Raw genomic sequence first — 26,362 nt, 5'->3', positions numbered from 1 at the left:
CCTGCGTCTGCAGAATCTGGCAAGTCCTGCTCACTTACATTCAGCAAAATCGCTTCCATCGAAAAATAAGATTTCGTCGCCGGTCGCGCTCTGCCATTCTCTTAATTTTTCTTCCATATCCCTCTGAACTGCACCGTAAGCCGGATCATCATACCGGTTTTTCAGTTCATACGGGTCTGCCTTCAAATCATACAGCTCATAGGCCTGTCCCAGAGTGGTGACCAGCTTGTAATTTCCATCCGTAACCGCTCTTGCCTTCACGTATTCCCCGTATCCCAGGCCATACGTCTCACTCACCGCATATTCTGGCGTCTTCTTTCCCATGCATATCGGAATCAGACTTTCTCCGTGCACGCTGTTTTTATACTCTAATCCGGCTGCGTCCATGATCGTCACAGGCACATCCACCGTACAGACCGGAGCGTCGATCTTAAGCCCTGCATCGATCCTGCCTTTCCACTTAATTCCCAGAGGAACCCGTAATACCTCCTGGGATAAATAGGATCCTTTGTCAAAATGGCCTCCATGGCAGGCGAGACCATCGCCGTGGTCAGCAGTCCAGATGATCACCGTGTTTTCTTCCAGTCCCAGCTCTTTCACCTTATTCAGGGTCCTGCCAATAGCTTCGTCGATCATCGTGATTTGAGCCGCACAGCATTTGAGCATTTCTTCGTAATCCTCCCATGCCAGCGCGTTGGGAATGACGATACGGTTGTCTTTCCCGATCGGAACATTCTTCTCTGTAAAATAAACCTCCGGCTTGCCCTCAAGTACGCTGTTAAAGCTGGCGTACGGTGGATAGGACACCGCCTTATACAGATCGTAATACTCCTGAGTCGGAAAATACGGCTGATGAGGTCCCCAGAAATCTACTCGCAGCGAAAATGGGGCATCGTTCCCATCCGTGCTCAATTCTTCCAGCTTCTCACACGCCAGTTCTGACAGGAAAAAGAATTCCAGCGTTTCCTTTGGAGTCACCGTAATTCCGTAAGCAGCTTCACAGCAGTGCCTGGGATCCTGAAGCTTAAAGATTTCTCCATCTCTGGGTATTTCATCGGGCGAACTTTTCTGATACGCCTGCTGGCTCTTGTCCTCCCAGAAAAAGACCCTTTCAATCCGGTGTGCGGCAGCCGGAAGGTTCCGCTTTTTCAAATAGTCTTTATACTCCTTTGTAACATACGGGTTCCCGTACTCCTCCAGTGACAGCCCCTCACAGTGATGGTCCAGCGCAGTTCCCGGACCGGCATGCCATTTACCAAAGAAGTAGTTTCGATAGCCTGCTTCGGCCAGCGAATCCAGATAGACTTCATCAGCATACGGCGGATTTGTCTCATTGTGATACTGCTTATGCGCATGCGGATATAAACCGGTCAGCAGGCTTCTTCTCGACGGCCCGCACAAAGGCGCAGCACAGCAGGCATGTGTAAATTCCGCCCCTTCCCTTACAAACTGTTCATAATACGGCCGATGCGGCTTATTTTCATAAAAAGTCCACTGGTGCAGCGCCTGATGGTCGCTGTTAATCATAATAACATTTGGTTTCTTCATTAGTATCTCCTCTAATTTCTTCCGAACATGATTCTATTCCGAGACGCTTCCACTGTTCCGCCGGCGCCTGGTATTCACGGAGTGCGGCACACAGCTTCCCGATCATCTCTGCCTCCAGCGCCTCATCCTTTAAGGGCCTGTTCTGATGCGGGTCAGACCAGATATCAAACAGAAGATTTTCCCGCACGTAATCCAGCCCTTCCGGGCATTCCGGATAATGGCCCTCCACCCGGAACCGGACCTTGAAGACGGGATAATCCGTGTACGGCAGAAACGCTCCAGCCTCATAATCTCCTGGCTTCACATCCCAATACTGTAAAAATGTGGTTGGCATGGCCCCATAGGTAAAGCACGGCTGATTATCTTCGGATACCGGCGCACGGAAATAGGTATGGGTTCCATCCGTCACATTGACCGCCTTTCCAAACCATCCGTAAATCGCCTGATCACGGACCGGCGTGTCATGGGGGATCACTGGCAGCAGGCTCTTTCCCAGCACCGTCTTCGGCGTCTCTATCTTAAAATGCTCCAGAAACGTCGGCATCAGATCGATATTCTGTGTCAGGCTGCTGATCCGTTTGCCCCCGTACGCAGAGCCGGGCAGGTGAACGAGCAGGGGAATATGAACCAGCTCCTGGTAGGCCGGCATGAAATTCTTCGCTGCAAACCCGTGTTCTCCCAGCATATGGCCGTGATCCGATGTCACGACAATGAGGGATTCCTCATAGATCCCCGTATCCTTAAGCTTCTGAATAAACCTTCCGAACCAGTGGTCCATCATGGTCAGCGTTGCCGAATACTCGTTTCGCAAATGTTCCATTGCCTCCGGAGTCTCCTCATCCAGCGCCCGGTATGACGGCCAGTCAAAATACGGTCCATCATACGTATCTGGATACAGTTCTTTATAATTTTCCGTACAGTCGAAAGGCTCATGAGGATCGAAGGCTTCGACCATCATGAAGTAGTCATCCGCGCCGCGGTTGCTGTCGATCCAGTCACACGCAGACCTAAAAGTTCTCGGCGTCGGGTACTCCTCCTCTTTCGTATAGGCCAGGCGGTTTAACTGGTTCTGGCTATTGACCTTACCATAATGCGGCTCGGGAATATCGCTTCCTTTTACTCTCGAGACCCAGACATCCCCCTCCTGTCCCCGTTCAAAGTTCCACGTATGGAACATCTGGCAGTAGTTTTCCCCGCCGATCTCAAAATAGTGGGGATGGTCGGTCGTAATGTGTGTGAAAATCCCATGCTCTCGGAGTGTACCGATGAGCGTAATATCAAATGGTTCCATGCCGCCCCAATTTCTCTCCAGAAAATTGATTCTTCCTGTAAAGATATCCCGTCTCGCCGGCATGCAGGGAGCGGAAGCCACGTAGTGGGAATCAAAGGTAATGTTTTCCTCTGAAAACCCGGTTAAGTGTTCTGCCGCCACCCTGGAAGCCGGATTATAGCACGGAAGAAAATGGCGGTTTAAACTGTCAATCAGAATTAAAAATGCTTTCATTTCAAGTGTTCCTTTCTATCCTGTCCCTATCCCTTGACAGAACCGGAGACCAGCCCATCGATGAAATAGCGCTGTGTAATCATAAAGAAGATAAGAACCGGGGCAATTAAGATCATGGCTCCGGCCATCATAATTCCGATATCCGACCCGAACTGTCCAGACATGCTGCGAAGCATCAGCGTCGCGGTGAAGTTTTTCTCACCCTGCAGAAAGGTCGATGTAATCAGGAACTCATTCCATGCGTTCAGTCCCACGATTACACTGACGGTCAGAAGGCCCGGAGACACAACGGGGGCCATAACATACCACAAGACGTGCCCCGTATTGGCTCCGTCGATTCTGGCAGCCTCCTCCAGCTCCTTGGGAACGTTTAAGAAAAACGTCCGCATCAGGAACAGCGCCAGCGGTATATTTCTGGCTGCGAGAATAAAGCTGATCGGTACAACCGTGCCCACAAGCTTTAAATAGGACATCACATAATAAAGAGGAAATAAAAACAGCTGAATCGGGATCGTCATAACAATCATGAAATACACAAGTGCCAGATTCACCACTTTTCCTCTTCTGGTGGCAAGCACATAGCCACCCAGAGTCGAGGTAAACAGCACGATGACAATCGTACAGGCTGCCAGAATAATACTGTTTTTAAACCCTATTCCAAACTTGGCATAGCTCCACGCGCTGCTATAGTTGACCGGTGTAAAACTCTCCGGCCAGGACAGCGGATTGGCGACAATCGCCACATGGGGCTTGAAGCTGTTAAGCACGACGAGCGCAATCGGAAACAGCGCCGTGAACACCAGCAGAATCAGGATCGCATGAACCGTAACCAGCGTAACGATCCGCTTTTTCTTACCCATTGCTGCCATATAAACTCCTTTCCGGCACTGCGGCCTCTATGACATGATCTCATTTTGTGACAGGTGGATGTAGACAAAGGAGGCGATCAGCCCGAAAAAACTCATGAAGAGAGCGATAGCCGCCGCCTTTCCAACCTGGAGAGACGCAAATGCGAACGTATACGCGTAGGTGCTCAACATCTCTGTCGAGTGCGCTGGACCTCCCGATGTCATTAAGTAGACGTAGTCATACGTCAGGAAGGAATTGATGACAGACATGATCATCATCAGTTTAAAGGTTGGAAGCATATTGGGGAAATAGACGTACCGAAACAGCTGCCATCCGTTACATCCTTCCACCTTGGCCGCCTCCACCTGATCCTCCGGCGTCTGTCTTAAGGAAGCTAAGTATACCACCATCAAAAATCCCCAATAGTGCCAGATATCTGTGGCGGCCACCGCATATAAAGCGGTCCTCATATCACTGAGCAGCGATGGGATATGAAAGCCCTGGCGGTTTAGATAGCCCACCAGTCCGAAAATCGGGTTATAAATAATATTCTGCCATACGGCCACGTTTGTCACAGGTGCAAGCACATAGGGGAATAAAAACAGCATCTGGTACAGTCCCTTGTGTCTGCGGTTCAGCAAAAGCACGGATGTCACAAGTCCGATCACCACAGGAATCGTCAGAAACAGCGCAACCCATCTCACATTGTCATAGATTGCCCTCCAGAATATCTTATCGCCGAAAAGCTCGGAGAAATTCCGCAGTCCTATGAAATGAAAATTCATGGATACGCCGTTCCAGTCCGTGAAGGACGCAAATATCGTCATCACACCTGGAATAAACACAACGGCCATGCTCAGCACAAAAGCCGGGAGAAGCAATAGATAATCTCGTCTGCGTTTCATTTTACCCTCCTTTGCAGCAGAGCCGGACATATAATACCCGTCCGGCTCTGTCTCCTTCTAAACTGATTTGCCTGCCCGATCTACCGTTCCGGCAGCGGGACTACCAGGCCATTTGCAAGTTCCTTCTCAAATTCTGCATCCGTTCTGTCTAAAACCTCTTCCGCACTCATGGTCTTGAGCCACACACCATCGATATCCTGCAGCGCGACATCCGTGGCCGGCGGACAGAAGCTGGTCGTATAATATCCGTAATTGCCTTCCTCGATCGCCTTTAAGGTATCGATCATAACGTCGCAGAATACCGCGGAGATTCCCGTCATGGTATCTGCCGGTATATCATACTGTTTCAGCGGAATTGCCCAGTATCCTGGCCACTCCTTCGTCAGCTTGACCATAAAATCGTTGGTCATGATCTTATCCAGGATCTCCGCGCACTCATCCTTGTAAGGAGAAAAAGCGTTGATAGACAGGCAGGAGGTAACCCCCAGCGTGTAGGTCGGATACTTTACCTTATCATTGGTGGCCGGGAATGGGAAAAATCCAAAATCGTCTTCCGTGAGTCCACGGAAATACTTTGGCGCCCACTGGAATACATTGGAAGGTCCGACGAAGAAAGGAGCCATGCCCATAGACAGAAGCTGGACACTCTCATCAAAGTTCAGATCCGTATAATTGTCTCCGCCGAGCCAGCCGTTCTGATACCATTCAGCCGATTTATTCAGAGCCTCCACCATATCAGGGTTGTTCCATTTGGCCTCGCCCTTCAGACATTCATATACCTTTTCCGGTCCCGCGATATGGTTTAAAAACAGGCTGGAATAGTTGGCATTGACAGGCTTCCACCCTTTATTGCCCGTTACGCTTCCGTAAAGGCCTTTCTCCTGGGCCGCCTTCATGATTGTCTCCATCTCCTCGATGGTTTCCGGAACCTCCCATCCATTGTCAGCGAGCACCTTCTTGTTATAGAAGACACCCATGACCATCAGGGAGTTTGACAGACCATAGAGCGATCCTTCATAAGTGCCCAGATTGTAGATTGGTTCCAGCAGCCGGTCGTTCCAGCCATACTTCTCCGCGTATCGGTCCAGATTCTCCAGCTTACCGGCCGATGCGTAATTGGTCACATAGGAAGGACCTGAAGTAAAGACGATATCCGGCCCGCCGTTAGCCGCCAGCGCTGTGGCGATATTCTGATCATTTCCCGCGTGGAATTCAATATTTAAAACGTAGTCATCCTGAACCGCATTGATATCATCCTCAATAATCTGTTTTAAGAGAACCTGCTGATCCGCCGGAGCACTCCAGAACCACAGAGAAATCTGCTTTTTCTCCCCTGGTGCTGTCTCTGCCTTCTCAGGAGCTGGTGCCGCTTCCGCCGTTGTGCTGCTTTCCGCAGAGGGTTCTGCAGCAGCCGGTGATGTCTGTTTCTGATCCGCAGACCCGCATCCGCTCAGCAGAGAGGCGGCCATTACCGCCGACATTAAAACTGATAAACACTTTTTCATCTATTTTCCTCCTTCTTTTGTAAACCCCGCAGCTGTCTTTTATGCTGCTTACGTACCATTTCTGCCGTTTCACAGGTTTAAACGCAGTGGTTTTCATACCTTTTGTCTTTTCTTACATAATTTTTACTTATCATGATAAATAATTGGTAATTATTATTGCAAATGTATTTTATCATGATTTTATCTTTTGTTAAAGGATTATATATGAGAACGATTGCACCTTTTCCAGTCTGTATATATCTTATATTTATCAATTGTTTATCTTTTATATACCCCTGCGTTATCAATGCGTTAATTATTCCTGTATATAAAGCAAATGCATTTCATCAGAAAAATAAGGAAGGCAGCAAATACTGATTTTATCAGTGTTCACTGCCTTCCGGCGATTCTAACTATCCTTACATTTGTATTTATATTTTTCGTTCTCTCACAGGCACGAACTTTGCCCGGTTCATCAGCGGATGCTCCAGTCTGACAGCCCCTTTTACCGGACAGGCCATGACGCAGGCGCCGCAGTAGTAGCATTCTCCCGGATACATAACAATGGGCGGTTTTCCCTTCGTTTCTGATGGAAGCAGGATATCGCACTGGCAGACCGATGCACACCGGTTGCATCCGATACAGAGGCTTTCATCGTAAATGATCGGCCTGGCGCTGCTTGCAACCGGCCTCACTGTAAATTCAGGCTTTTTCATGGCTGACCTCCCCCATATAATCCTGGTTGCGCCGTTCGTACTCCTCCTGAAGATTTCCGAAGAAATCGAGAGGAACGCTTCGCTCCCTTACCTGGCCGTCCTCCTGGCGGATGACGATATGACGCCGTTCCCCTTCCTGGTCCATCTGCGGATAATCACTTCTTTGAAAGCACAGCGGCTGCGAACTGGACCGCCGCCGCAGGCAGGCGTGAAGCACCAGCTGGGCCACGGTCAGAATATCCAGGACCTCATGGGTTCTCATGAGGTCGTGAGGGTTGGCGCACGACAGAGTTGGAACCACCTCCCGCTCATAGCTCTCCAGGAGGTCCAGCCCCTCTTTTAGAAGTTCCTCACATTTCACGCCGCCGCAGTAGTTCTGCATTGCCTTGGATATCGCCATGTTCAGTTCTTTCCAGTTGGTTCCATCCTTCACGTAAAGAGGCGCGTACAGCCTCTCTTTTTCCCGATCGGCCTCTTCCCTGCTAAAATCCTCAAACTCATGATCCGATGCGCAGTCTGCTGCCTTTCTTCCCGCGTAATATCCCGTGGCACAGGCAAATCCCGCGCAGTCAGAGGCATACAGCTGGTCTCCGGCCGCATAGACGCCATCGATGTTCGTCATTAAGTCCCAGTCGTGCATGATTCCGCCCGGCGCTCCAAAGAACTGGCGCTCCTGGTCCAGAAAGCTGGCGGACTGCCAGCCGGTGCCGTAGCTCTGGAGCATGTCCTTTTCCGGATCAAATCCCCGTTCGGTATAATTTTCCAGAATCGGAATTCTGGTCTTCGCCTCCTCGCCGACCATCATTCCCCAGATAACGCGGCGTTCATCCTCCGGCATACGGCTCAAATCCGCATAGAACGGGAGCTGGTATCCCCGGCGGATCAGTTCCTCGAAGTCCAGAGTTTCCGGCCCCCGGTATTCATACTTCGGATTGTCGATGACTCCGCCTTTTAGGAAGAATTTCTGGCCCCGGGCCGGATAGTACCGCTCGGATACGGTTTTCAGTTCCTTTCCGTCACGGTCCACGTATGGAATCTCCACGCCTCTGGCATCCACCATGGTGGCCGCGTACCAGGTATTGTGGTTATTGCCGGTTCCGTATGGGGGGAAACTTCTTCCTGCACTCGAAAATTCCGCGCGCACCGATTTCTCCATCATGGTAAATTCCACTCCGGCCCGCCAGCCCATGGCATGGCCGCTTCCGATGCTCTGCATGGGACGAAATTCGCATAAGCCCACCAGATCCGGATTAAACAGCCAGACTCTGGCCGGCCTGGACATGGTGAGAATCGTGGCCTTCGACCGGAAGATATAGAATTTTCCCGTATGGACATCCATTCCGCAGGCCCCGGCTCCCTTCTTCTTTCCGTCCTTTACCGCGGTAAGCAGGGCCGTGGCCTCCGTCCTCTCATACACCTTCACGCCCAGTCTCTTCAGTTCCCGCGCCAGGGCAGGCTTAAAGGTGGTCCCCCAGACGCGCAGGGTAAATTTGTTTTTATAGTCATAGGCAAACATCAGCTTCGTCTTCTCATCCCGAAACTCTGCGCCCTTAAATTCATCTCCGGTATCCCTCACCTTTCCGCCGAAAGACTCCAGGTCCAGGAGCCGGTCGTATCCCTCGCGGCATTCGATGTAGTGGGCGATTCCATTGCTGTACCAGTCCTGTTCATGGACGTAGGCCTCTGCGATCTCTTCGGGCGTCACCCCGGAACAGGGGTTGGTACAGGCTGATTCCCAGTGGTCAAAACCCGTTCCTGCAGAACCGCTTCGTTCCACGGCCCCCTTTTCCACCAGCACCACGGATTTTCCTTTTCTGGCCGCGGCTATGGCCGCAAAGCAGCCCGCCAGCCCGCCGCCCAGGACCAGGACATCGCTGGTTACGGTCTCCTCATCCCCAATCTCATTGGCATAGGGCCAGCTGTATGTTTCTGCACTCATTTTACTCCTCCATTCTGTCCACGCATCCCGGACATGCCGCAAAGTGTCCCGGGCTGACTTCTTCAAGCATAATCTCGCCGGTCCTGCATTCCTCTTTCACAAACGGGCACCGCGCCGCAAACCGGCATCCAGGCCCCGGATTCACCGGACTGGCCACCTCTCCCTGGAGAAGACTCCTCTTCTTGTTCCTCGATTCCGGGCTGGGATCGGGGATCGCCGCCAGAAGGGCTCTCGTATACGGATGGAGCGGCTTCCGGAAAAGCTCGGCCGACGATGCCTGTTCCACGCATTTCCCCCGGTACATGACCATGATCTCATCGGATATGTGTTTGACCACAGACAGATCGTGTGTAATAAACAGATACGTCAAGTTCATGCTGTCCTGAAGGTCCATCAGGAGATTTAAAATCTGAGCCTGAATCGACACGTCGAGGGCCGACACCGGCTCGTCGCATACGACAAAGGCCGGTTCCATAATCAGCGCCCGGCCGATTCCGATTCTCTGGCGCCGTCCTCCGTCCAGCTCGTGCGGATAGGCGCCCGCAAGGCGTCTGGCCAGGCCGACGGTCTCCATCATGGCATCCACCCGCGCCTCGATCTCCTTCTTATCCTTACAGACCTTATTGACGATCAGGGGTTCCGCAATCAGCTGCCGGACATTCATGCGCCCGTTTAAGCTGGAGTAGGGATCCTGAAAAATCATCTGCATTCTGGGGCGTATCCGTTTGAATTCCTTCTTTCCCACACTCTGAAGTTTCGTTCCCTCAAACAGGATCTCGCCGCCCGTGGGCTCGTCAAGGTATAAAAGCGTGGAACCCAGCGTGGATTTTCCGCAGCCGGATTCTCCCACGACTCCCAGCGTCGTTCCCCGCTTAACGGAAAAGCTCACATCATCCACTGCGTGAAGCAGACCGGAGGGCGTGTCAAAATATTTCTTTAAATGTTTTACATCCAACAGCAGATCTTCCATCACTCCTGCCCTCCTTTGTTATCGCGGTACAGATGGCAGCGGATCAGATGGCCGTTTTCCTCATATACGGCCGGTGCTGTCAGACTGCACGGCTCCATACACTTCGTACACCGGGGCGAGAATTTGCAGCCCCTCGGCAGGTTCGTCGGATCCGGCAGAATTCCCTCGATGGGATGAAGGCGCTTCGCCTCCTCCGTAAGGCTGGGAATGGATCCAAACAACCCTTCCGTATAGGGATGGTGCCTGCCGCCGTTAAAGATATCGCTCAGCGTTCCGTACTCCACAATCTCCCCGGCATAGACGATGGCCACCTTATCACACGTCTCCGCAACCACCCCCAAATCATGGGTAATCATGATTACGCTGGTTTCGTATTTTCTCTGAAGGTCACAGATCATCGTCAGTATCTGCGCCTGTATGGTAACGTCAAGGGCGGTCGTCGGTTCAGCCGCGATTAAAAGCTCCGGACTCAGAATCAGGGCCATGGCGATCACCACGCGCTGACGCATGCCGCCGGAGAACTGATGGGGATAATTGGCCTTCCGCTCTTTGGGAATACCCACCATTTCCAGAGTTTCCTCCACCCGCTTTTCAATCTCTTTCTTTGACAGACCGTCGGTGTTGTGAAGCTCTAAGGCCTCGGCGATCTGGCTGCCCACTGTGAGGACCGGATTTAAGGCCGACATAGGATCCTGAAATATCATGGATATTCTGGCTCCCCGGATTTTCTCCATCTCATGGGCGCTCAGTTTCCCAAGCTCCGTCCCCTCAAACCGGATGGTTCCTCCCGTAATCTTTCCTGTCCGTTCCGGCAAAAGACCCAGGATGGTCAGTGCCGTCGTCGTCTTTCCGGCCCCCGTCTCTCCCACCAGCCCCAGAGTCTCCCCTTTTCCCAGGGAGAAGCTGATTCCGTTTACGGCATGCACCGTCTCCATATCCGTCTCGTATACCACGGACAGATTCTCGATCTCCAGTATCGTTTCACTCATTGCGCCACCTCCTTAGTCCTTCAGTTTGGGATCCAGGGCGTCGGTAAGTCCGTCCCCCACCAGATTAAACGCCAGGGAAGCGAGCAGAATAAAGACACCCGGGAAAAACAGCAGATACGGTGAAGTAAACATATACTTCTGAGCACCGGAGAGCAGCGCGCCCCATTCCGGAGACGGCGGCTGGATTCCCATGCCGATAAAGCTCAAGCCTGCGGCCGATAAGATCATGCCGGAAATGCTCATTGTCGTGTTTACAATGATCGGCCCCATGGCGTTGGGCAGCACGTATCTGAAAATAATGCGCGCATTGGAGGTCCCGTAGGACTTTGCCGCCCGGATGTAATCCTGTTCGGCCACAGTCATGACCACCGACCGGATCAGTCTGACATTCCCCGGAATACACGATATGGTAATTGCGATAATCAGATTCTTTAAGTTCGTTCCCAGCGCCGCCACCACGGCCAGAGACATGAGAATCGGCGGCACGCAGATAAACACGTCCATGATGCGGCAGATGGTATTGTCGATCACTCCGCCGAAATATCCCGCGCTGGCTCCCAGCACGGCGCCGATCACCAGCGCCATTAAGCTGGTGGACACGCCGATGAAGAGAGAATACCTGGAACCGTGAACCACACGGGCAAATAAGTCCCGGCCGTATTCGTCCGTCCCGAAGAAATGCGCGGCTCCCGGCATCAGAAGTCTTGCACCCCCGTCCTGTTCGATGCATTTGGAATAGGGGACAATGAGGTCGGCAAACACGGCGATGGCGACGATCACCACCAGGATAACGAGGCCGAGCATGGCCGCCTTATTCTTCTTAAACCGGTACCAGACTTCGTTCCGGATGGTGTTCTTGCGTTTCTTTCCCTTAGCCACGGCTCTTCCCTCCCTCCTGGTATTTGGCCTTGATTCTCGGATCGATGAAGGCGTACAGGACATCGACCAGAAGAATGATAAGGCTGAATAAAAATGCCAGAAACAGGGTGGAGCCCATGACCACGGGAATATCCTTCTGCCGGATAGCCGTCGTGATTAAGGTTCCCATCCCCGGCATGGCAAACACGGTCTCCGCAATGATCGCGCCGCCTAAGGAGGCCCCGAAGCTGGTTCCCAGCGTTGTGACGACCGGCAGGAGGGCATTTCTCAGCGCATGGCGCATGATAATCCGTTTCTCGCCCGCTCCCTTGGCCCGGGCCGTCCGGATATACTCCTGCCTCACCGTCTCAAGCATGGCGGATCTGGTGAGGCGGAGCAGGCTGGCGGCCGACCCTAAGGATATGGTTATGGTAGGCAGAATAAAATGCTTCAGAGTGCCTGCGCCGTAGGATGGCAGCAGCCCCAGATGCAGGGAAAATACCAGCATAAGCATGAGCCCCAGCCAGAAGCCCGGTATGGAGGCAAACACCAGCGCCACAATCACGCACGTATGGTCCAGCACGGAATACTGCCTCACCGCAGAGACAATCCCAAGCAGTATTCCGATAAAAGCGAAAAGGGACATGGAAAATACGGTCAGAAGCAGTGTGTTCGGAAATCTGGCAACAATATCCTGTATGACCGGCTGCCGACTCTGGTAGGATACTCCCAGATTAAAATGGAATACGATATCCCCGATGTAGTTAAAAAAGCGGATCAGAAACGGCTTGTCATACCCGAATTCCGCGTTCAAAGCCGCGATATCCTCTTTCGACGCCGTGATTCCGAGGATAATGGAACCGGGATCTCCCGGCGTCATAGATAAGATGGAAAATACTAAAAATGCGACTCCGAGCAAAACAGGAATCATGTACAGAAGCCGCTTGGCCACGTATTTGGTCATGGAGAATGTCCTCCCTTCCACGGATTAAAGCCTTACCAGGCAAAATCATAGATGTAATACACTGCCTCGTACGGAATTTCCGGGCATTTCAGTGAAGAGCTGTATGCGAACAGCGTAAGCGGATTGGCCAGCGGAACGTAGATGGCTTCCTCCTGCGCTTTCGTAAAGATCTGGTTAAAGAGCTCCGCGCGCTCTTCCTTGTCGTTAGAAACCCGTGTCTTATCAAACAGCGCATCCATCTCCGCGTCCGAATATCTGGCATTGTTGGCAGTTCCGATGTAATCGCTGGCGAAGGCCATCTCCATCATCTGGGTATCTCCCTCCAGCGTCATATTCAGCGCGCTGATGGTATAGCTGCCGCTGGTCAGATCTCCAATATAGGAATTAAATTCCTTTACGGAAATCGTCGTCTCCAGTCCGACTGCCTTTAAATCATTCTGAATTACGGTGGCGAGATTGGAATACTTTTCGGCCACCAGCATTTCTCCCAGCTGATACGGCGTCGTGATCCCTGCCTCGGCCAGAAGGGATTTGGCCTTCTCCGGATCGTACTCGTATTTCGGCTGTTCCTCGGAATAGCCGAACCGGTTGGCGGAACATAAGTTGGAGTTTACCGTGGCCTCTCCGTCATAGCAGATCTGCACCAGATTCTCGCGGTTAATGGCATAGTTTAACGCCTGGCGCACTCTAACGTCATCAAATGGTGCCTTATCCAGGTTCATGCATACATAGGAGAAGCTGGAAGTTGGAATCTCAGCGATGGTGACATTCTTATCCGCCTTCAGCTGCGGAAGGCTGGCCGAGTCGATTTCCGCAAAATCCACCTCGCCTGTCTGAATGGCGATCGCCATGGTAGACTGGTCCGGAATGACCTCGAAGGTCACTTTTTTAATCGCCGCATCCCCGCGGTAGTAGCCGTCATACGCTTCCAGCGTTACACTGCTTCCCTTGCTTCTTCCCGTAAATTTGTACGGGCCGCTGCCCACCGGCTTATTGACAAAGTCGTCGGCCGATTTTTCATAATACGCCTCGGAAGCGATATGGACGGAACAGGCCCCCAGCAGGAACGGGGAGTACGGATTATCCAGATGGCAGACCACGGTGTGGTCATCTGCAGCTTCCGCGCTCGCCAGTCCCGTCACCTGGGAATTCTGGTACTGGGAATCCTTATACAGATTCAGGGAAAATACCGCATCCTTTGCCGTAACCGGCGTGCCGTCGTGGAAGGTGGCGTCCTCCCGCAGATGGAAGGTGTAGGTCTTTCCATCCTCACTCACCTCGTATGATTCCGCGAGACGCGGCTCCGGATCGTGTTCGCCATCCGGATTCATATACATCATCGTGTCATAGAGCTGGTTTAAAACCGTAAGTTCTGCGGTAGTAGAGTAATCCGACGGATGAAGCGTATCAATATCGGCGCCCATGGCCACCACCATATCGGTATTTCCGGAGCTGGACACACCCGCGCCCGTCTCCGATGATTGACTCTGTGTATCGTTCTGTGTATTGCCTGCGGTTCCTGAACCGCCGCAGGCGGTAAGCGACAGCGCCGTCACCGCCGCCAGAATAACTGCCATACCCTTTTTCATAATCTTGCTCCTCTCTCTTTACCAATGGATAAATTCGATCTCTTCTTTCTTCAGGAAACCCGCCTCACTGCCGTAGGCCCTGATGGTCTCCTCATCGTATAAATTCGTACCCTGGAATACCATGCTGACTTTTCTCACATTTCCAATATCGGCCAGTGGATTCCCAGCCAATACCACGATATCGGCATCCATGCCTTCACGGATACTTCCCTTCTTCTCTTCCAGGCCAATATGCGCGGCCGGATTGACCGTGGCCGCCTTCAGAGCCTCGAAAGCCGTGCATCCGTAGAGCTCTACCAGCTTCTCCAGCTCATCTGCCATGGAAAAGCCCGGGATAATTCCCGGATAAGCGCAGTCTGTACCGGCCATGAACCGGTCTGAATATTCCAGAAAGGTTCGTCCTCTGCTGATCACCACACGGATATCGGGGCGAACGCCCTGGCTGCGGTAGCTCTCGATGATTTTCCGGTTTCTGCTCTCCCAGCTCTCCCGCTCACATTCCGGGAGATCTTTAAAATGCTTCAGCTCCGGCAGCATTTTACCGTTCCAGACATAGTCCGGCAGCGTTTCGCATACGGCCTGTGTGGGAGTAAACCACATCCCGGCTTCGGCCAGATAGCGGATATCGGCCTTGTGGGACGGAAGGGAGCTGCTGTGCTCACAGCAGTAATAGCCGGCGTCTGCCAGCACCTTATCATCCAGCTTCTTGCTCATATGGCCGCATACGGGAAGCCCCTGCTGTCTCGCTCGTTTCAGCAGATACCGGTAAAGCTCCGGCTCAATAGACGGATACGTCTTAAGCCATAAGAACCCATTCCGGATCGTATACTCGATCGCCTGCTCCACGTCCGCCTCCGTGCGGATGATTTCATTGGAATTGTCCGGTATACTCGGATCTTCTCCGTCATAGATGGGACCGCTGGAATAGATATAGGGGCCTGTCCGCTTTCCCGCCAGCGTCTCCGCGGCATATTCAGCGTGGCGTTTGTACCCCCGCATGTTTCTGACAGAAGTAACGCCGCACGCCAGGAACATCTTTCCCATATAATCGGCGTCGTAGTGGCAGTGGCTGTCGATCAGCCCGGGGATCACGTACCGGCCGCTTATATCGAGGAACTTTGTTTCACCGTTTAATATATCTGCCTCGCATCTCCAGGCATCCGCTTCACCGTTTAATCCATTCACGAGTCCCGCCGCTTCCTGAGCTGCAAATGCAGTCAGATTCCGGCCGATTTTCTGTATTTTCCCGTCCCTGATCAGGATATCCGTATCGTATTTTATGGTGCGGTCCCTCATCGTCAGGAGGTTTCCATGTGTCAATATGTACTGTTTCACCCGACGCCTCCCATCCCACTCAGAAGCGGAATTCATGCTTTGAAATTGCCGTACATAATCTCGCTCCCGCCTCGATGTCATCCTTTGAGGCTACACAGCTCTGGCAGTGGGGATATCTGGTCACGACGGCGATTCCGCCCGCCCTGGCTCCGACACCGGACATATTCATGCTGGACGCATCCGTTCCGCCCTTGTCGATGACTTCGGGCTGCCATGCAATTCGTTCGCATTCACAGCATTCCTCCATGGCTGCAACCACTTCCTCGTCGCAGATTACCGACGGATCCGCGTATTTGATCGCAACGCCCTTTCCTACGGTATTGCTGCCTTCCAAATCGCAGGGATAATCGTGGGCCGGCGTGATGTCCACCGCAATGCCGATATCAGGACGAATCCGCTCTGCCGTCGGCTTGGAACCTCTGCATCCCACTTCTTCCTGCACAGTAAATACATAATAAATATCGTTTGGATACGTGCCGTCATTCTCCTTCAGCGCCTCCAGAAGCTGGTAACAGCCGATCCGGTCATCCAGGGATTTGGAACACACCAGATTGTTCTGCAGATCCACGTATTCTCCGTAATAGCCGCAGACGGAGCCGACTTTAACGTATTTTAATGCGTCCTCCTTAGATTTTGCTCCGATATCGATATAGAGCTTGCCCACATCGTTATGGGTATCCTCGATGGCTCCCATACAGCCAAAAACGCCGGTTACGCCGTTGCGGAACCGCACTCTGGCGTTGTAAGCCGAGGCCGCCCAGTTCCATCCCACGTTGCAGACACGAAGACGGCCGTCCTCCTCGATCTTCTTCACCATGAAACCGATTTCGTCCATATGGGCCGCAAACATGATCTTCTTCGACTGCGGGCCTCCATGTCCTTTCTTAATTACTATCAGATTACCGATCACATCCGTTATCATATCGTCCGCATAGGCTGCGGCTTCCTTCTCAATCAGCTCTCTCACTTCTTTTTCATAGCCGGCGATTCCCTGGGCCTGGGTCAGCCGTTTCAGTAATTCCTCATTTCTCATATGTCCTTCTCCCGTTCTCTGCTTTTTCGCTTTAACGCGTCACATAATTATTGTTTTAAGAATTGTACCATCTATGATTACATTTTGCAATATGCATTTTGCAAAATGTAAAATTATAAGGTTGACCAACTATTTTTTCTGTTGTAATATGAATATAAATGATGGATATGAGTTTTTTAATGAGGAAGGATACGGCATGGATTTAAATAAAACCACTCTCTCCGGGCAAATCTACGATATTCTCCGTCAGGACATTCTGACACAGAGAATCCGGCTTGGTGAGAAATTAACGCTAAAACACTTACAGGAACGCTTCGGAGTCAGCTCCACCCCGATCCGCGAGGCTCTGACCCGGCTTGCGGAGGAAGAACTGGTCGTCTCCTACTCCAACATCGGCGTCAATGTCATAAGTATCGGGGAACAGGACTTGAAAGAGCTCTATGAATTCATGGGGGATTTAGATGCCCTGGCCATTCTCTATACCTCTCACTATCCTGATCAGGAAAAGGTACAGAAGGCACTGGCGGAAAACATACATTATACGGAAAAGGTTTTAGAGACAGAAAGTCTCACGGAAGAGGAAATCAGGACATGGACAGGCTATTCCGATCATTTTCATCTGATCTTCTACGATTACTGCGCCAACAGCCGCCTGGCCCGCGCCGCCGGGAAACAGAGGAGCCAGCTGACGATCTTCTCCAACATGTATGAGACGTCTCTGCAGCACCAACGGGAAATAGAACGGGGACATTTAAAGATTTACGGGGCGTATTTACAGAAGGATTACCAGCTGGCCGCTTCACTGATGAAGGAACATCTGAATACTTCCCTGTCTTATGCGATGGAATATTTATTTCAATGCCACTGCCTATAATTTTCGACGACGCCTCTCCCAACCTCAACAGGTGGGAGAGGCGTCGTTATTCTTTGCAGAAAAAGACTGCTCTATTATCTCTTTAAATTCCTGGATATCTTCGTCCTCACCGCTTCCGTCATGGGCAGTCCGGTATCGTAGTCCAGCTGTCTTGGCTCATACTCTTCATTTTCCCGCTGTCTGGTATAGCCATCGTTGCTCCAGGTCGGCTCCTTGTCCGTGCGCCAGCTTCTGCAGGCCCACTGATATCCACGATAAGGGTCGCGGGTCCGGTTCATCTGCTCCAGGATTTTGTCATGCAGGGAATTGCGAATTTCGGAATAGTCTTCATCCTGGATCCGGTTGCATATCTCTGCCGGATCCTTTTCCATATCGTACAGCTCATCACTGTCCAGAAGATGGATCACCAGCTTATACCGGTCTGAAATGACGGCACGCATCATCTGCAGTCCGCCGAATCCGTCGTGGTCCGCTTCATACCGGGTGAATTCTGTATAGACCTCATCATTGATCCGGATATCGGTGCAGTTGATCTGAGGCAGCATACTTTTCCCCTCCAACATCTTGGGAATGGGAATGCCCATGTAATCCAGAATCGTGGGAGCCAGATCTATGTGGGAAGCCGGGTAATCCACCACCTTGCCGGCCTCGCCGCCTTTGATGATCAGCGGGATGTTGGCGACCTCTTTGTAGCAGGCAGCATTTTTAGAAGTAAGCCGGTGATTTCCCAGCATGTCTCCATGGTCGGAGGTATAGATAACCATAGCGTCAGGAGCCGTCTCCCGGATTTTGTCAAGGACTTTCCCGATTTCGTAATCTACAAACGAGTTGCATCCTAAAAACAGGGACAATTTTCCGGAAGGACAGTTGATTTCCTCCCTGGTTTTGTGTAAGTTCTCCCCTGCCCATAAGCGCTGCATCAGCGGTTTTTGACTTAAATCGTCCTCATAATTGGGACTGTCCTCAAAGCAGAATCCGTCATACATGGTGTTGTACGGTGCCGGACAGAGCGAAGGGCCGTGAGGCTCATCATAAGAAACGGCCAGGAAAAAGTCCTCATCTTTATACTCTTCCAGAAAGTCTGCCGCCCTTTTGGAACAACGGTGAGCATATGTAAACTCCTCTGTCATATCTTCATCAAAGGAGGTGGTGGATTTTCTGGATTTCAGCCGTTCCTCCTCCGTCAGTTCTTCCAGGTACCGGCGCATATCATACCAGTATGCCTCATCCCATCCCTCCGGGCAGATGCCATTGCCAAAATAGTCACCGCCGTCTAAATGCCATTTGCCGATATAACCGCAGTGAATACCGTTGTCCGTCAGACGCTGGCCTACGGTTTTTATATTATCTCCCATGGCTACACAGTTCGTCACCTCCCCATTAGTATGCGGAAAGGTTCCGGTAAATATGGCGGACCGGGCCGGACCGCAGACCGGCTGGCACGTATAGGCATTCTCGTACCGGATGCCTTCGGCGGACAGCCGGTCCAGATTCGGTGTGATCATTTTAGGATTTCCATAGCAGCCCAGCATATCTTTGCGTGTGGTGTCTGTCATTATAAGGATGATTTGTCTTTTCATATGCTATTCTCCTTTTCCGTTTTATGAAAGAACGGGCGGATAGGGGCGTCCAGGCACCAGTCTCCCATTTTCCACAAAACCTTCCCTGCGGTTTTCCAGGGATTCTATAAGATGTCCGCGAAGCTCCTGAATCCGTATCTTACAGGAATCTTCCTCAATCAGATCCGTGAGTTCATGGGGATCTTTTTCCAGATGGAAGTACTGCTCCTGACCGGTCTGTGAATGCCAGATGTATTTGTCTGTTTCGGTGACGATCCAGTGGTTGGAATACTCATCAAAGGAATGCTCTCCGTGTAGCCAGGGACGCACAGCCCGCGCCGGATCTTCAAGCAGAGGAAGGAGCGATTTGCCGTCCACTGTATCCGGAACAGGGGCGTCTGCCAAATCGAGCAGCGTGGGCATAATATCCCGAAGCTCCACTACACTGCTGCACCGGGAGGAACCGGCTCCTTTCGGCAGAAACTTCTTTCCTCCCGAGATGATAAGCGGGATGTGGCAGCTTCCCTCGTAAGGTCTGGCTTTGCGGAACATGTGGTGGTCACAGAGTTCCTCCCCGTGGTCTGAGGTAAAGATAATAATGGAATTATCGTAAAGCTCCTGCTCCTTCAGAGCCAGAATCAGCCGCCCTATCTGATGGTCTAAATGGGTGATGCAGGCGTAATATCCCACCTGGGCCTGGCGTATCAGCTCTGCATCAATGGGACCCGTCTTCGAATCATAGATCCGTCCGTCCCTTTTTAACAATTCGTCCGTCTCCCAGGTGCCTACATACGGTGGGCGCAGCTCCTGATCCCGGTATAAATCGAAGTAATGCCGGGGTGCGTCAAAAGGGGGATGGGGCCTGAGATAAGAAGCCATAAGGAAAAAAGGCTTCCCAGGATCACGCCGTCTCAAAAAGTCTATGCTTCTCTCAGTAACCCAGTTGGTGGGATGGTATTTCTCCTCATGCATCCAGGGCCTCGCCACATAACTGTTGCATTCAATCCCCGTATCTGTCACATCGGCGGAAATTCCCAGCTCATTTTTCAGCCAGTAGAAATAATCGTCGGCTACCAGCTGGGACTCGCGGTAGGGAATCGTTGCCCGCCTGGAATATCCCAGATATCCGTCATGAAGCTCCACATGATGAAAGCCCAGATAATTTCTTAAAGGATGGACATGCATCTTGCCGACGCACTGAGTGTAATAGCCGGCCTGGCCTAATTCCCCGGCCAGCGTATGCTCATATTCCCAGGGGACGCCATCCAGATAGCCTACACGGCCGTGATGATTCTGCCCCATCCCTGTATGGATGGCGGCTCTGGAAGCGATGCAGCTCGGGCAGGCGCTGTAGGCGCGGTCAAAGGCTGTACCGGTGGAGGCCAGTGTATCAAGATATGGTGTTTTTACATCAGGATGACCTGCATATCCCAGACAGTCCCCGCGAAGCTGGTCGGTCATAAGAAATATAATATTGGGACGGCTCATAAGAAAACTCCTTTGTTTTTTTATCATCATAATATAATAAAAATTAAAAAGCAAGAGTCCGCACGAAAAATTGTAGTGCAAACTGTTGATAAAAGACGGCAAATGTAGTTTTTTATTATAAATATGCTACAAAAAATAGCAAAAAACATAAAAAACAAAACAATATACTGATAGCTAATGAACGCTGGATCAGTATATAATTTACTTATGAATTTAAGATATTTCAAATGGGCAGTGCCCAACAAAAAGGAGGATTTATCTATGAAGAAAAAACCGATTAGCGTTCTGCTGGCTGCTGCCATGACGGCAGGTCTTTTAGCAGGCTGTGGAAGCAACAATGCAAAACCAGCAGAGACACCAGCCGAAACTCCGGCAGCAACAACTGCCAAAGCCGAGACCGGCGAAACAACTGCAGCACCAGCCGCGGCTGAGGGAGACAAGAAGTACGAAGGTGTTGAACTTACATACTGGTCCATGTGGACAAACAATGAGCCTCAGGGACAGGCACTTCAGCAAGCGGCAGAGGCTTTCGAGGCTGAAACCGGAGCCAAGATTAAGTTCGAGTGGAAAGGCCGTGAAACCAAGAACATCCTCTCTTCCGCACTGGAAGCTCAGGAAAAGTTTGATATGTTTGAAGACGACTACACCAGAATCTCCAAGAACTATGTCAATTATGTTGCTGATTTGACAGATATGGCAAAGGAAGCCGGATACGCTGACAAGAGCTACGCTGTATTCAACAATCAGGCGACTGAATGGGCCGGATTCCTTCCATGTGTTACCGAGCAGCCATCTGTAGGCGGCGTGTTCTACAATAAAGATATCTTTGATGACTGCGGCATCACTGCTCCGGCAACATGGGACGAGTTCATGACTGCCTGCCAGACCATGAAGGACAAGGGTTATCAGCCTCTGGCTCTCGACAGTACTTATGCCCCATTCCTGTTTGGTTACCATCTGTCAAGACATATTGGACAGGCGGCTGTTGAAGATCTGGCAACTAACGGCGGCTGGAGCGGCAATCCTGGCGTAGTAAAAGCAGGCCAGGAAATGATCGACTTCGTAAAAGCAGGCTATCTGGCAGACGGCGCTCCTGATGAGTATCCGGCAAGCCAGAACAAGATCGGTCTTACACAGAAAATCGCCATGGTAGTATGTGCAAACTACATCACTGCAGAAGTTAACGCCAATACAGGCACAGAACTCAATTGGGGGCTGTTCGCTTATCCGGCCGTAGAAGGCGGCGTGGACAATACCAGCACATTTGCAGGAGCGAACTCCATCGGTATCACCAAATACAGTGAGAATCCTCAGGCGGCATTTGATTTTGCTGTATTCTTAACCAGCGGCAAGCAGAGCCAAAACATGGCTGATTTGTCCAATAATATCCCAGCGGATCCAAGCAATACTCCACCTGCTGTTCAGAGCGGAACTAACGAGGTATTGATGAATACTACAGCTCCTCTTTCCTGGAATATGGGTCTGAACGCTAACGCAGACAAGATTTCCGTTATTCAGGAAGTAATTGTAAAACTGTATGAAGGAAGCTATGCAACAGGCGAAGATTTTGCAAAGGCTCTGGACGCTTTATATTAAAGAATGCTGGAAAACCGGAGGTGGCGCTTATAGCGTCACCTCATTTGGTCAGAAAGGTGAAATAAGAAATGAAAAAAAACAAATTGTTTATCGTTGGTTTTATAACACCTTGTATACTTGCTTTAATTGTCATGTATTTGTACCCGGTTGTCAGAACCGTAATCATGAGTTTTTTTAAGATTGAAAGCGTGACCTCCAGTGCATCTGAATGGAGTTTTAACGGTCTGGCTAATTATGCAAAGGTATTTTCCAGTCCCACCTTTCAGAGAGCGGCGACAAACATTCTGATTATCTGGTTACTGGGAGGCATTATTATCCTCAGTTTTTCACTGCTGTTTTCTGTTATCATCACCAGTGGAATCCGGTTTAAAAAATTTTTCCGTGCAGCGATTTATCTTCCCAATATTATCAGCGCCGTGGCTCTGGCTACCATGTGGATTCAGTATATCTACAATCAGGATTACGGTCTCATTAACCAGATTTTAAGGACGATGGGGCTGGAGGGGAAGAACTGGCTGGGAACCGACATGAAATTCTGGGCCATGCTGGCTGCCTTCACTTTTGGCGCGGTAGGCTACTATATGCTGATTTTCATCAACGGCATCGAACAGATTCCCTCAGATATCTATGAAGCTGCCACAATTGACGGGGCTAACAAAGTTCAGCAGTTTGGCAGGATTACCATGCCTTTGCTCCGCGGCATTTTTAAAACTAACATCACATTCTGGAGTGTAAACTGTGTTACCTTTTACTTATGGTCCAAGATGTTCTCACCGGTCAGCACAGAAGCTTCCACAATTACACCGGTGGTATACTTATATGACACGGTATTTGGTACAGTCGGCAATGTTCAGCGAGATGCAGGCGCCGGTGCTACCATCGGCGTTGTCATGGCAATCTTTATTGGAATTGTTTATTTCATTATGAACAGGCTGCTTAAAGATGATGATCTTGAATATTAATGTGTGAGAAACGTGGCGCAAGAAAGATACTTATCTGACATGTCCACAGAATGGAGTGAAAAATGAGAAAAAGGAACAAAGAAAACGTGTTTAGGAGCAAGGTGAACTGGAGAAAAGAGCTGACCCTTCTTCCGGGATATCTCATTCTGACCATTTGGGTTGCCTTTACAGCGGCCTTCCTGATCTGGATTCTGGGTGCCAGCCTTTCCACCTCCAGAGAAATCTTCACCGGCACGGTATTTAAGTTTGAATCAGGAGTTCACTTTGAGAACTATGCCAGCGCGTGGAAGGGCAACAATGTTTCTGTTTATTTTGCAAACTCTCTGCTTTATGCGGTATCTTCCTGTATCGTGGTTATATTGATCTCTGCTCCGGCCGCGTATGTGCTTTCGCGCTTTACATTCCTTGGAAATAAAGGAGTCAAGACAGGTTTAATCCTGGCCATGAGTATCCCGGAGGTTATGATTATCATGCCGATCTATTCACTGACGGCCCAGTATCACATCCGGGGAAGAATTTTACTGATTATTCTTTATATCCTTTTACGTGTACCCTTTACCACCACTTACCTGCTGAACTTCTTTGCCAGTTTGTCAAGAAGTTATGAAGAAGCAGCAGCGATTGACGGCTGTACACCCGCCAAGACCTTTTGGAAGATCATGTTCCCACTGATCCAGCCGGCTATCGTTACGGTTACCATCTTTAACTTTATGAGCGTTTGGAACGAGTTCTTCATGGCTCTTATCTTTGCAACGTCTACGGAGACCACTCCTGTCGGCGTAGGACTGCTCCAAATTGTAAATGCTATGAAGTACACCGGAGATTACGGCGGATTGTTTGCGGCAGTAATTATCGTCTTCCTGCCCACCTTCCTGTTGTATGTCATCCTCTCCGAAAAGATTATTGCCGGTGTTACAGGCGGCGGTGTGAAAGGCTAAAAATATTAACTTGACAGCAAAGGAGAACGAAAATGAAAAAGGATTTTATTGGAAGAGTTACAATACCCACAGACGTGGACGTAGTTCCGGAGACGCTGGAACTGCTGAAACGCTGGGGCGCCGACGCCATTCGGGACTGTGATGGTACCGATTATCCGGATGAATTAAAGAATGTGGATGCCAAAGTCTATTCCACCTACTACACCACCAGGAAGGACAATGCCTGGGCTAAGGCCAATCCCGACGAGATTCAGCAGATGTATATTATGACACCGTTCTATACGGCAGTAAAGGATGAGCTGTCTATTCATCTTATGAACCATTTACATACAGATTTATTGAAAGTGAACGACAGGGACGATATCAGGCGTTGGTGGGAAGTCATAGACAGAACCACCGGTCAGCCTGTTCCGGTATCTTCCTGGGAGTACAGCAGCCAGACCGGGGATGTGATTATCCACGGAGCAAAAGAATTCCATGACTATACAGTAAGCTTCCTGGCTTACATCATGTGGGATCCGGTGCACATGTACAATGCAGTCACCAACGGCTGGACTGATTTTGAAAAACAGATCACCTTTGATGTACGTCAGCCTAAGACACACAAGTTTTCCATGGACAGGCTCAGGAAGTATCTGGAGGCCAATCCTCACGTGGATGTAATCCGCTATACCACATTCTTCCATCAGTTCACTCTGATCTTCGATGAACTGGCAAGAGAAAAATACGTAGACTGGTACGGCTATTCGGCATCGGTAAGTCCCTATATCTTAGAACAGTTCGAGAAGGAGGCCGGCTATCCGTTCCGCCCTGAGTTCATCATCGACCAGGGATATATGAACAACAACTACCGGATTCCTTCCAAAGAGTTCCTGGATTTCCAGGCTTTCCAGAGACGTGAGGTAGCCAAGCTGGCTAAGGAAATGGTTGATATCACTCACGAATACGGCAAAGAAGCCATGATGTTTCTCGGTGATCATTGGATCGGGACAGAGCCTTTCATGGATGAGTTTAAGACCATTGGTCTGGATGCCGTGGTCGGCAGCGTAGGAAACGGCTGCACGCTCCGTCTTATCAGCGATATCGAAGGAGTTGACTACACCGAAGGACGCTTACTCCCCTATTTCTTCCCAGACACCTTCCATGAGGGCGGAGATCCTGTGAAGGAAGCAAAGATTAACTGGGTAACTGCCAGAAGGGCCATCTTAAGAAAGCCCATTGACCGGATCGGCTATGGCGGCTATTTAAAGCTGGCCTTACAGTTCCCGGAATTTATCAGCTATGTGGAGGACGTATGCAACGAATTCCGCACCCTGTATGACAATATCAAAGGCACGACCCCTTACTGCATAAAGACAGTAGCCGTGCTGAACTGCTGGGGCAAGGCCCGTGCATGGGGCAATCACATGGTTCATCATGCCATCTATCATAAGCAAAACTATTCCTATGCAGGGATTATCGAGGCTCTGAGCGGAGCGCCATTTGATGTGAAGTTTATTAGCTTTGACGATATCCGGGAGAACCCTGAGATTTTAAATGACATCGACGTGATCCTCAATGTGGGCGATGGCGACACCGCTTACACTGGCGGAGACAATTGGACGGATGAGACCATTATAACCGCAGTAAAAAGATTCATCTACAACGGCGGAGGATTTATCGGAGTCGGTGAACCGGCTGCTCATCAGCATGAGGGCCATTTCTTCCAGCTGGCTACGGTTATGGGCGTGGAAAAGGAAACCGGCTTTACGCTTAACGTGGACAAATACAATTGGGAACAGCATGACCACTTTATCAAAGAGGACTGTACCAGAGACATTGATTTTGGTGAAGGCAAGAAAAACATCTATGCCCTTGACGGAACCCGGATTCTGGTACAGAGAGACAAGGAAGTACAGATGGCAGTGAATGAGTTCGGACAGGGACGATGCGTCTACTTAAGCGGACTTCCCTACAGCTTTGAAAACAGCCGCATTCTGTATCGCTCCATCATCTGGTCCTCCCACGATGAAGACAACCTTTACCGCTGGTTCAGTTCCAACTTTAACGCAGAGGTACACGCCTACGTTAAAAATGGAAAATACTGTGTTGTCAATAACACCTATGAACCGCAGCATACCACGATATATAAAGGTGACGGTTCCAGCTTCGAACTGGACCTCGATGCCAATGAAATTATCTGGTATGAGATCTAACCGTCTGGATCAGACGAAATACGCAGCTTATTTAAGCGAACGAGACCCTCCGGAGCCGGTGCTCTGG

General features: G+C 50.6%; 21 protein-coding genes. 5 read left to right on the top strand and 16 right to left on the bottom strand.

From position 1 onward, the window contains the following. Nucleotides 1-30: 30 nt before the first annotated feature. From M1L66_RS15365 to M1L66_RS15300, 14 genes are all read right to left on the bottom strand, one after another. Entirely contained in the window at nt 31-1,548 is a 1,518-nt protein-coding gene (locus M1L66_RS15365) for a sulfatase-like hydrolase/transferase (protein WP_434693936.1), read from the bottom strand. Then, nucleotides 1,520-3,052, bottom strand: a complete 1,533-nt coding sequence (locus M1L66_RS15360) for a sulfatase-like hydrolase/transferase (RefSeq protein WP_187024532.1) — start codon at nt 3,050-3,052, stop codon at nt 1,520-1,522. The genes M1L66_RS15365 and M1L66_RS15360 overlap by 29 nt, the downstream gene beginning before the upstream one ends. Before the next feature lie 26 nt (nt 3,053-3,078). Beyond that, nucleotides 3,079-3,921, bottom strand: a complete 843-nt coding sequence (locus tag M1L66_RS15355) for a carbohydrate ABC transporter permease (RefSeq protein ID WP_187024533.1) — start codon at nt 3,919-3,921, stop codon at nt 3,079-3,081. Nucleotides 3,922-3,948: 27 nt separating this feature from the next. Further along, nucleotides 3,949-4,806: a carbohydrate ABC transporter permease gene (locus tag M1L66_RS15350; RefSeq protein ID WP_187024534.1), complete on the bottom strand. Its 858-nt coding sequence runs from the start codon at nt 4,804-4,806 to the stop codon at nt 3,949-3,951. 80 nt (nt 4,807-4,886) lie between these two features. Continuing rightward, entirely contained in the window at nt 4,887-6,311 is a 1,425-nt protein-coding gene (locus tag M1L66_RS15345) for an ABC transporter substrate-binding protein (RefSeq protein ID WP_187024535.1), read from the bottom strand. Nucleotides 6,312-6,721: 410 nt separating this feature from the next. Next, complete coding sequence (locus tag M1L66_RS15340; protein ID WP_187024402.1) at nt 6,722-7,006, bottom strand: 4Fe-4S dicluster domain-containing protein; 285 nt, start codon at nt 7,004-7,006, stop codon at nt 6,722-6,724. After that, nucleotides 6,993-8,945, bottom strand: a complete 1,953-nt coding sequence (locus M1L66_RS15335) for an FAD-dependent oxidoreductase (RefSeq protein WP_434693933.1) — start codon at nt 8,943-8,945, stop codon at nt 6,993-6,995. Before M1L66_RS15335 ends, M1L66_RS15340 begins: the two co-directional genes overlap by 14 nt. Nucleotide 8,946: 1 nt before the next feature. Further along, complete coding sequence (locus M1L66_RS15330; protein ID WP_434693930.1) at nt 8,947-9,915, bottom strand: ABC transporter ATP-binding protein; 969 nt, start codon at nt 9,913-9,915, stop codon at nt 8,947-8,949. Beyond that, a complete protein-coding gene (locus tag M1L66_RS15325) occupies nt 9,915-10,904 on the bottom strand; it encodes an ABC transporter ATP-binding protein (RefSeq protein ID WP_434693928.1) in 990 nt (329 codons plus the stop codon). The genes M1L66_RS15330 and M1L66_RS15325 overlap by 1 nt, the downstream gene beginning before the upstream one ends. Before the next feature lie 12 nt (nt 10,905-10,916). Further along, nucleotides 10,917-11,783, bottom strand: coding sequence for an ABC transporter permease (locus tag M1L66_RS15320; RefSeq protein ID WP_434693926.1), 867 nt, complete (start codon nt 11,781-11,783; stop codon nt 10,917-10,919). Then, a complete protein-coding gene (locus M1L66_RS15315; protein WP_434693924.1) occupies nt 11,776-12,726 on the bottom strand; it encodes an ABC transporter permease in 951 nt (316 codons plus the stop codon). Before M1L66_RS15315 ends, M1L66_RS15320 begins: the two co-directional genes overlap by 8 nt. A gap of 32 nt (nt 12,727-12,758) precedes the next feature. Further along, on the bottom strand, nt 12,759-14,315 hold the full coding sequence (locus M1L66_RS15310; RefSeq protein WP_187024407.1) for an ABC transporter substrate-binding protein: 1,557 nt from the start codon (nt 14,313-14,315) through the stop codon (nt 12,759-12,761). A gap of 18 nt (nt 14,316-14,333) precedes the next feature. After that, nucleotides 14,334-15,650 (bottom strand): amidohydrolase family protein, encoded by a 1,317-nt coding sequence (locus tag M1L66_RS15305; protein ID WP_434693922.1) that lies wholly within the window; start codon nt 15,648-15,650, stop codon nt 14,334-14,336. A 19-nt stretch (nt 15,651-15,669) separates the two neighbouring features. Beyond that, nucleotides 15,670-16,683: a M42 family metallopeptidase gene (locus tag M1L66_RS15300; RefSeq protein WP_187024409.1), complete on the bottom strand. Its 1,014-nt coding sequence runs from the start codon at nt 16,681-16,683 to the stop codon at nt 15,670-15,672. A gap of 196 nt (nt 16,684-16,879) precedes the next feature. Here M1L66_RS15300 and M1L66_RS15295 point away from each other — a divergent pair, with 196 nt between their 5' ends. Next, nucleotides 16,880-17,557 (top strand): GntR family transcriptional regulator, encoded by a 678-nt coding sequence (locus M1L66_RS15295; RefSeq protein WP_434693919.1) that lies wholly within the window; start codon nt 16,880-16,882, stop codon nt 17,555-17,557. A gap of 74 nt (nt 17,558-17,631) precedes the next feature. On the opposite strand, the gene M1L66_RS15290 is transcribed toward M1L66_RS15295, so the two are convergent. Further along, the gene (locus tag M1L66_RS15290; protein ID WP_434693917.1) at nt 17,632-19,137 is read right to left on the bottom strand and encodes a sulfatase-like hydrolase/transferase; all 1,506 of its coding nucleotides are present in this window, start codon (nt 19,135-19,137) and stop codon (nt 17,632-17,634) included. A 21-nt stretch (nt 19,138-19,158) separates the two neighbouring features. Then, the gene (locus tag M1L66_RS15285) at nt 19,159-20,604 is read right to left on the bottom strand and encodes an arylsulfatase (protein ID WP_187024412.1); all 1,446 of its coding nucleotides are present in this window, start codon (nt 20,602-20,604) and stop codon (nt 19,159-19,161) included. Nucleotides 20,605-20,865: 261 nt separating this feature from the next. Between M1L66_RS15285 and M1L66_RS15280 the strand changes: the two genes are divergently transcribed. From M1L66_RS15280 to gnpA, 4 genes are all read left to right on the top strand, one after another. Then, nucleotides 20,866-22,200 carry an ABC transporter substrate-binding protein gene (locus M1L66_RS15280; protein WP_187024413.1) on the top strand — a complete coding sequence of 445 codons (1,335 nt, stop codon included), beginning with the start codon at nt 20,866-20,868 and terminating at the stop codon, nt 22,198-22,200. A gap of 68 nt (nt 22,201-22,268) precedes the next feature. After that, entirely contained in the window at nt 22,269-23,162 is an 894-nt protein-coding gene (locus M1L66_RS15275; protein WP_187024414.1) for a carbohydrate ABC transporter permease, read from the top strand. Between the two features lie 62 nt (nt 23,163-23,224). Beyond that, nucleotides 23,225-24,100, top strand: coding sequence for a carbohydrate ABC transporter permease (locus tag M1L66_RS15270; protein WP_054356312.1), 876 nt, complete (start codon nt 23,225-23,227; stop codon nt 24,098-24,100). Between the two features lie 32 nt (nt 24,101-24,132). Then, nucleotides 24,133-26,295 carry a 1,3-beta-galactosyl-N-acetylhexosamine phosphorylase gene (gene gnpA, locus M1L66_RS15265; protein ID WP_434693913.1) on the top strand — a complete coding sequence of 721 codons (2,163 nt, stop codon included), beginning with the start codon at nt 24,133-24,135 and terminating at the stop codon, nt 26,293-26,295. Nucleotides 26,296-26,362: the final 67 nt, after the last annotated feature.

Origin of the sequence: Hungatella sp. SB206 (assembly GCF_051132295.1) — a bacterium.
Classification (GTDB): domain Bacteria; phylum Bacillota; class Clostridia; order Lachnospirales; family Lachnospiraceae; genus Hungatella; species Hungatella effluvii.
This window is presented reverse-complemented; position numbering and strand designations above follow the sequence as displayed.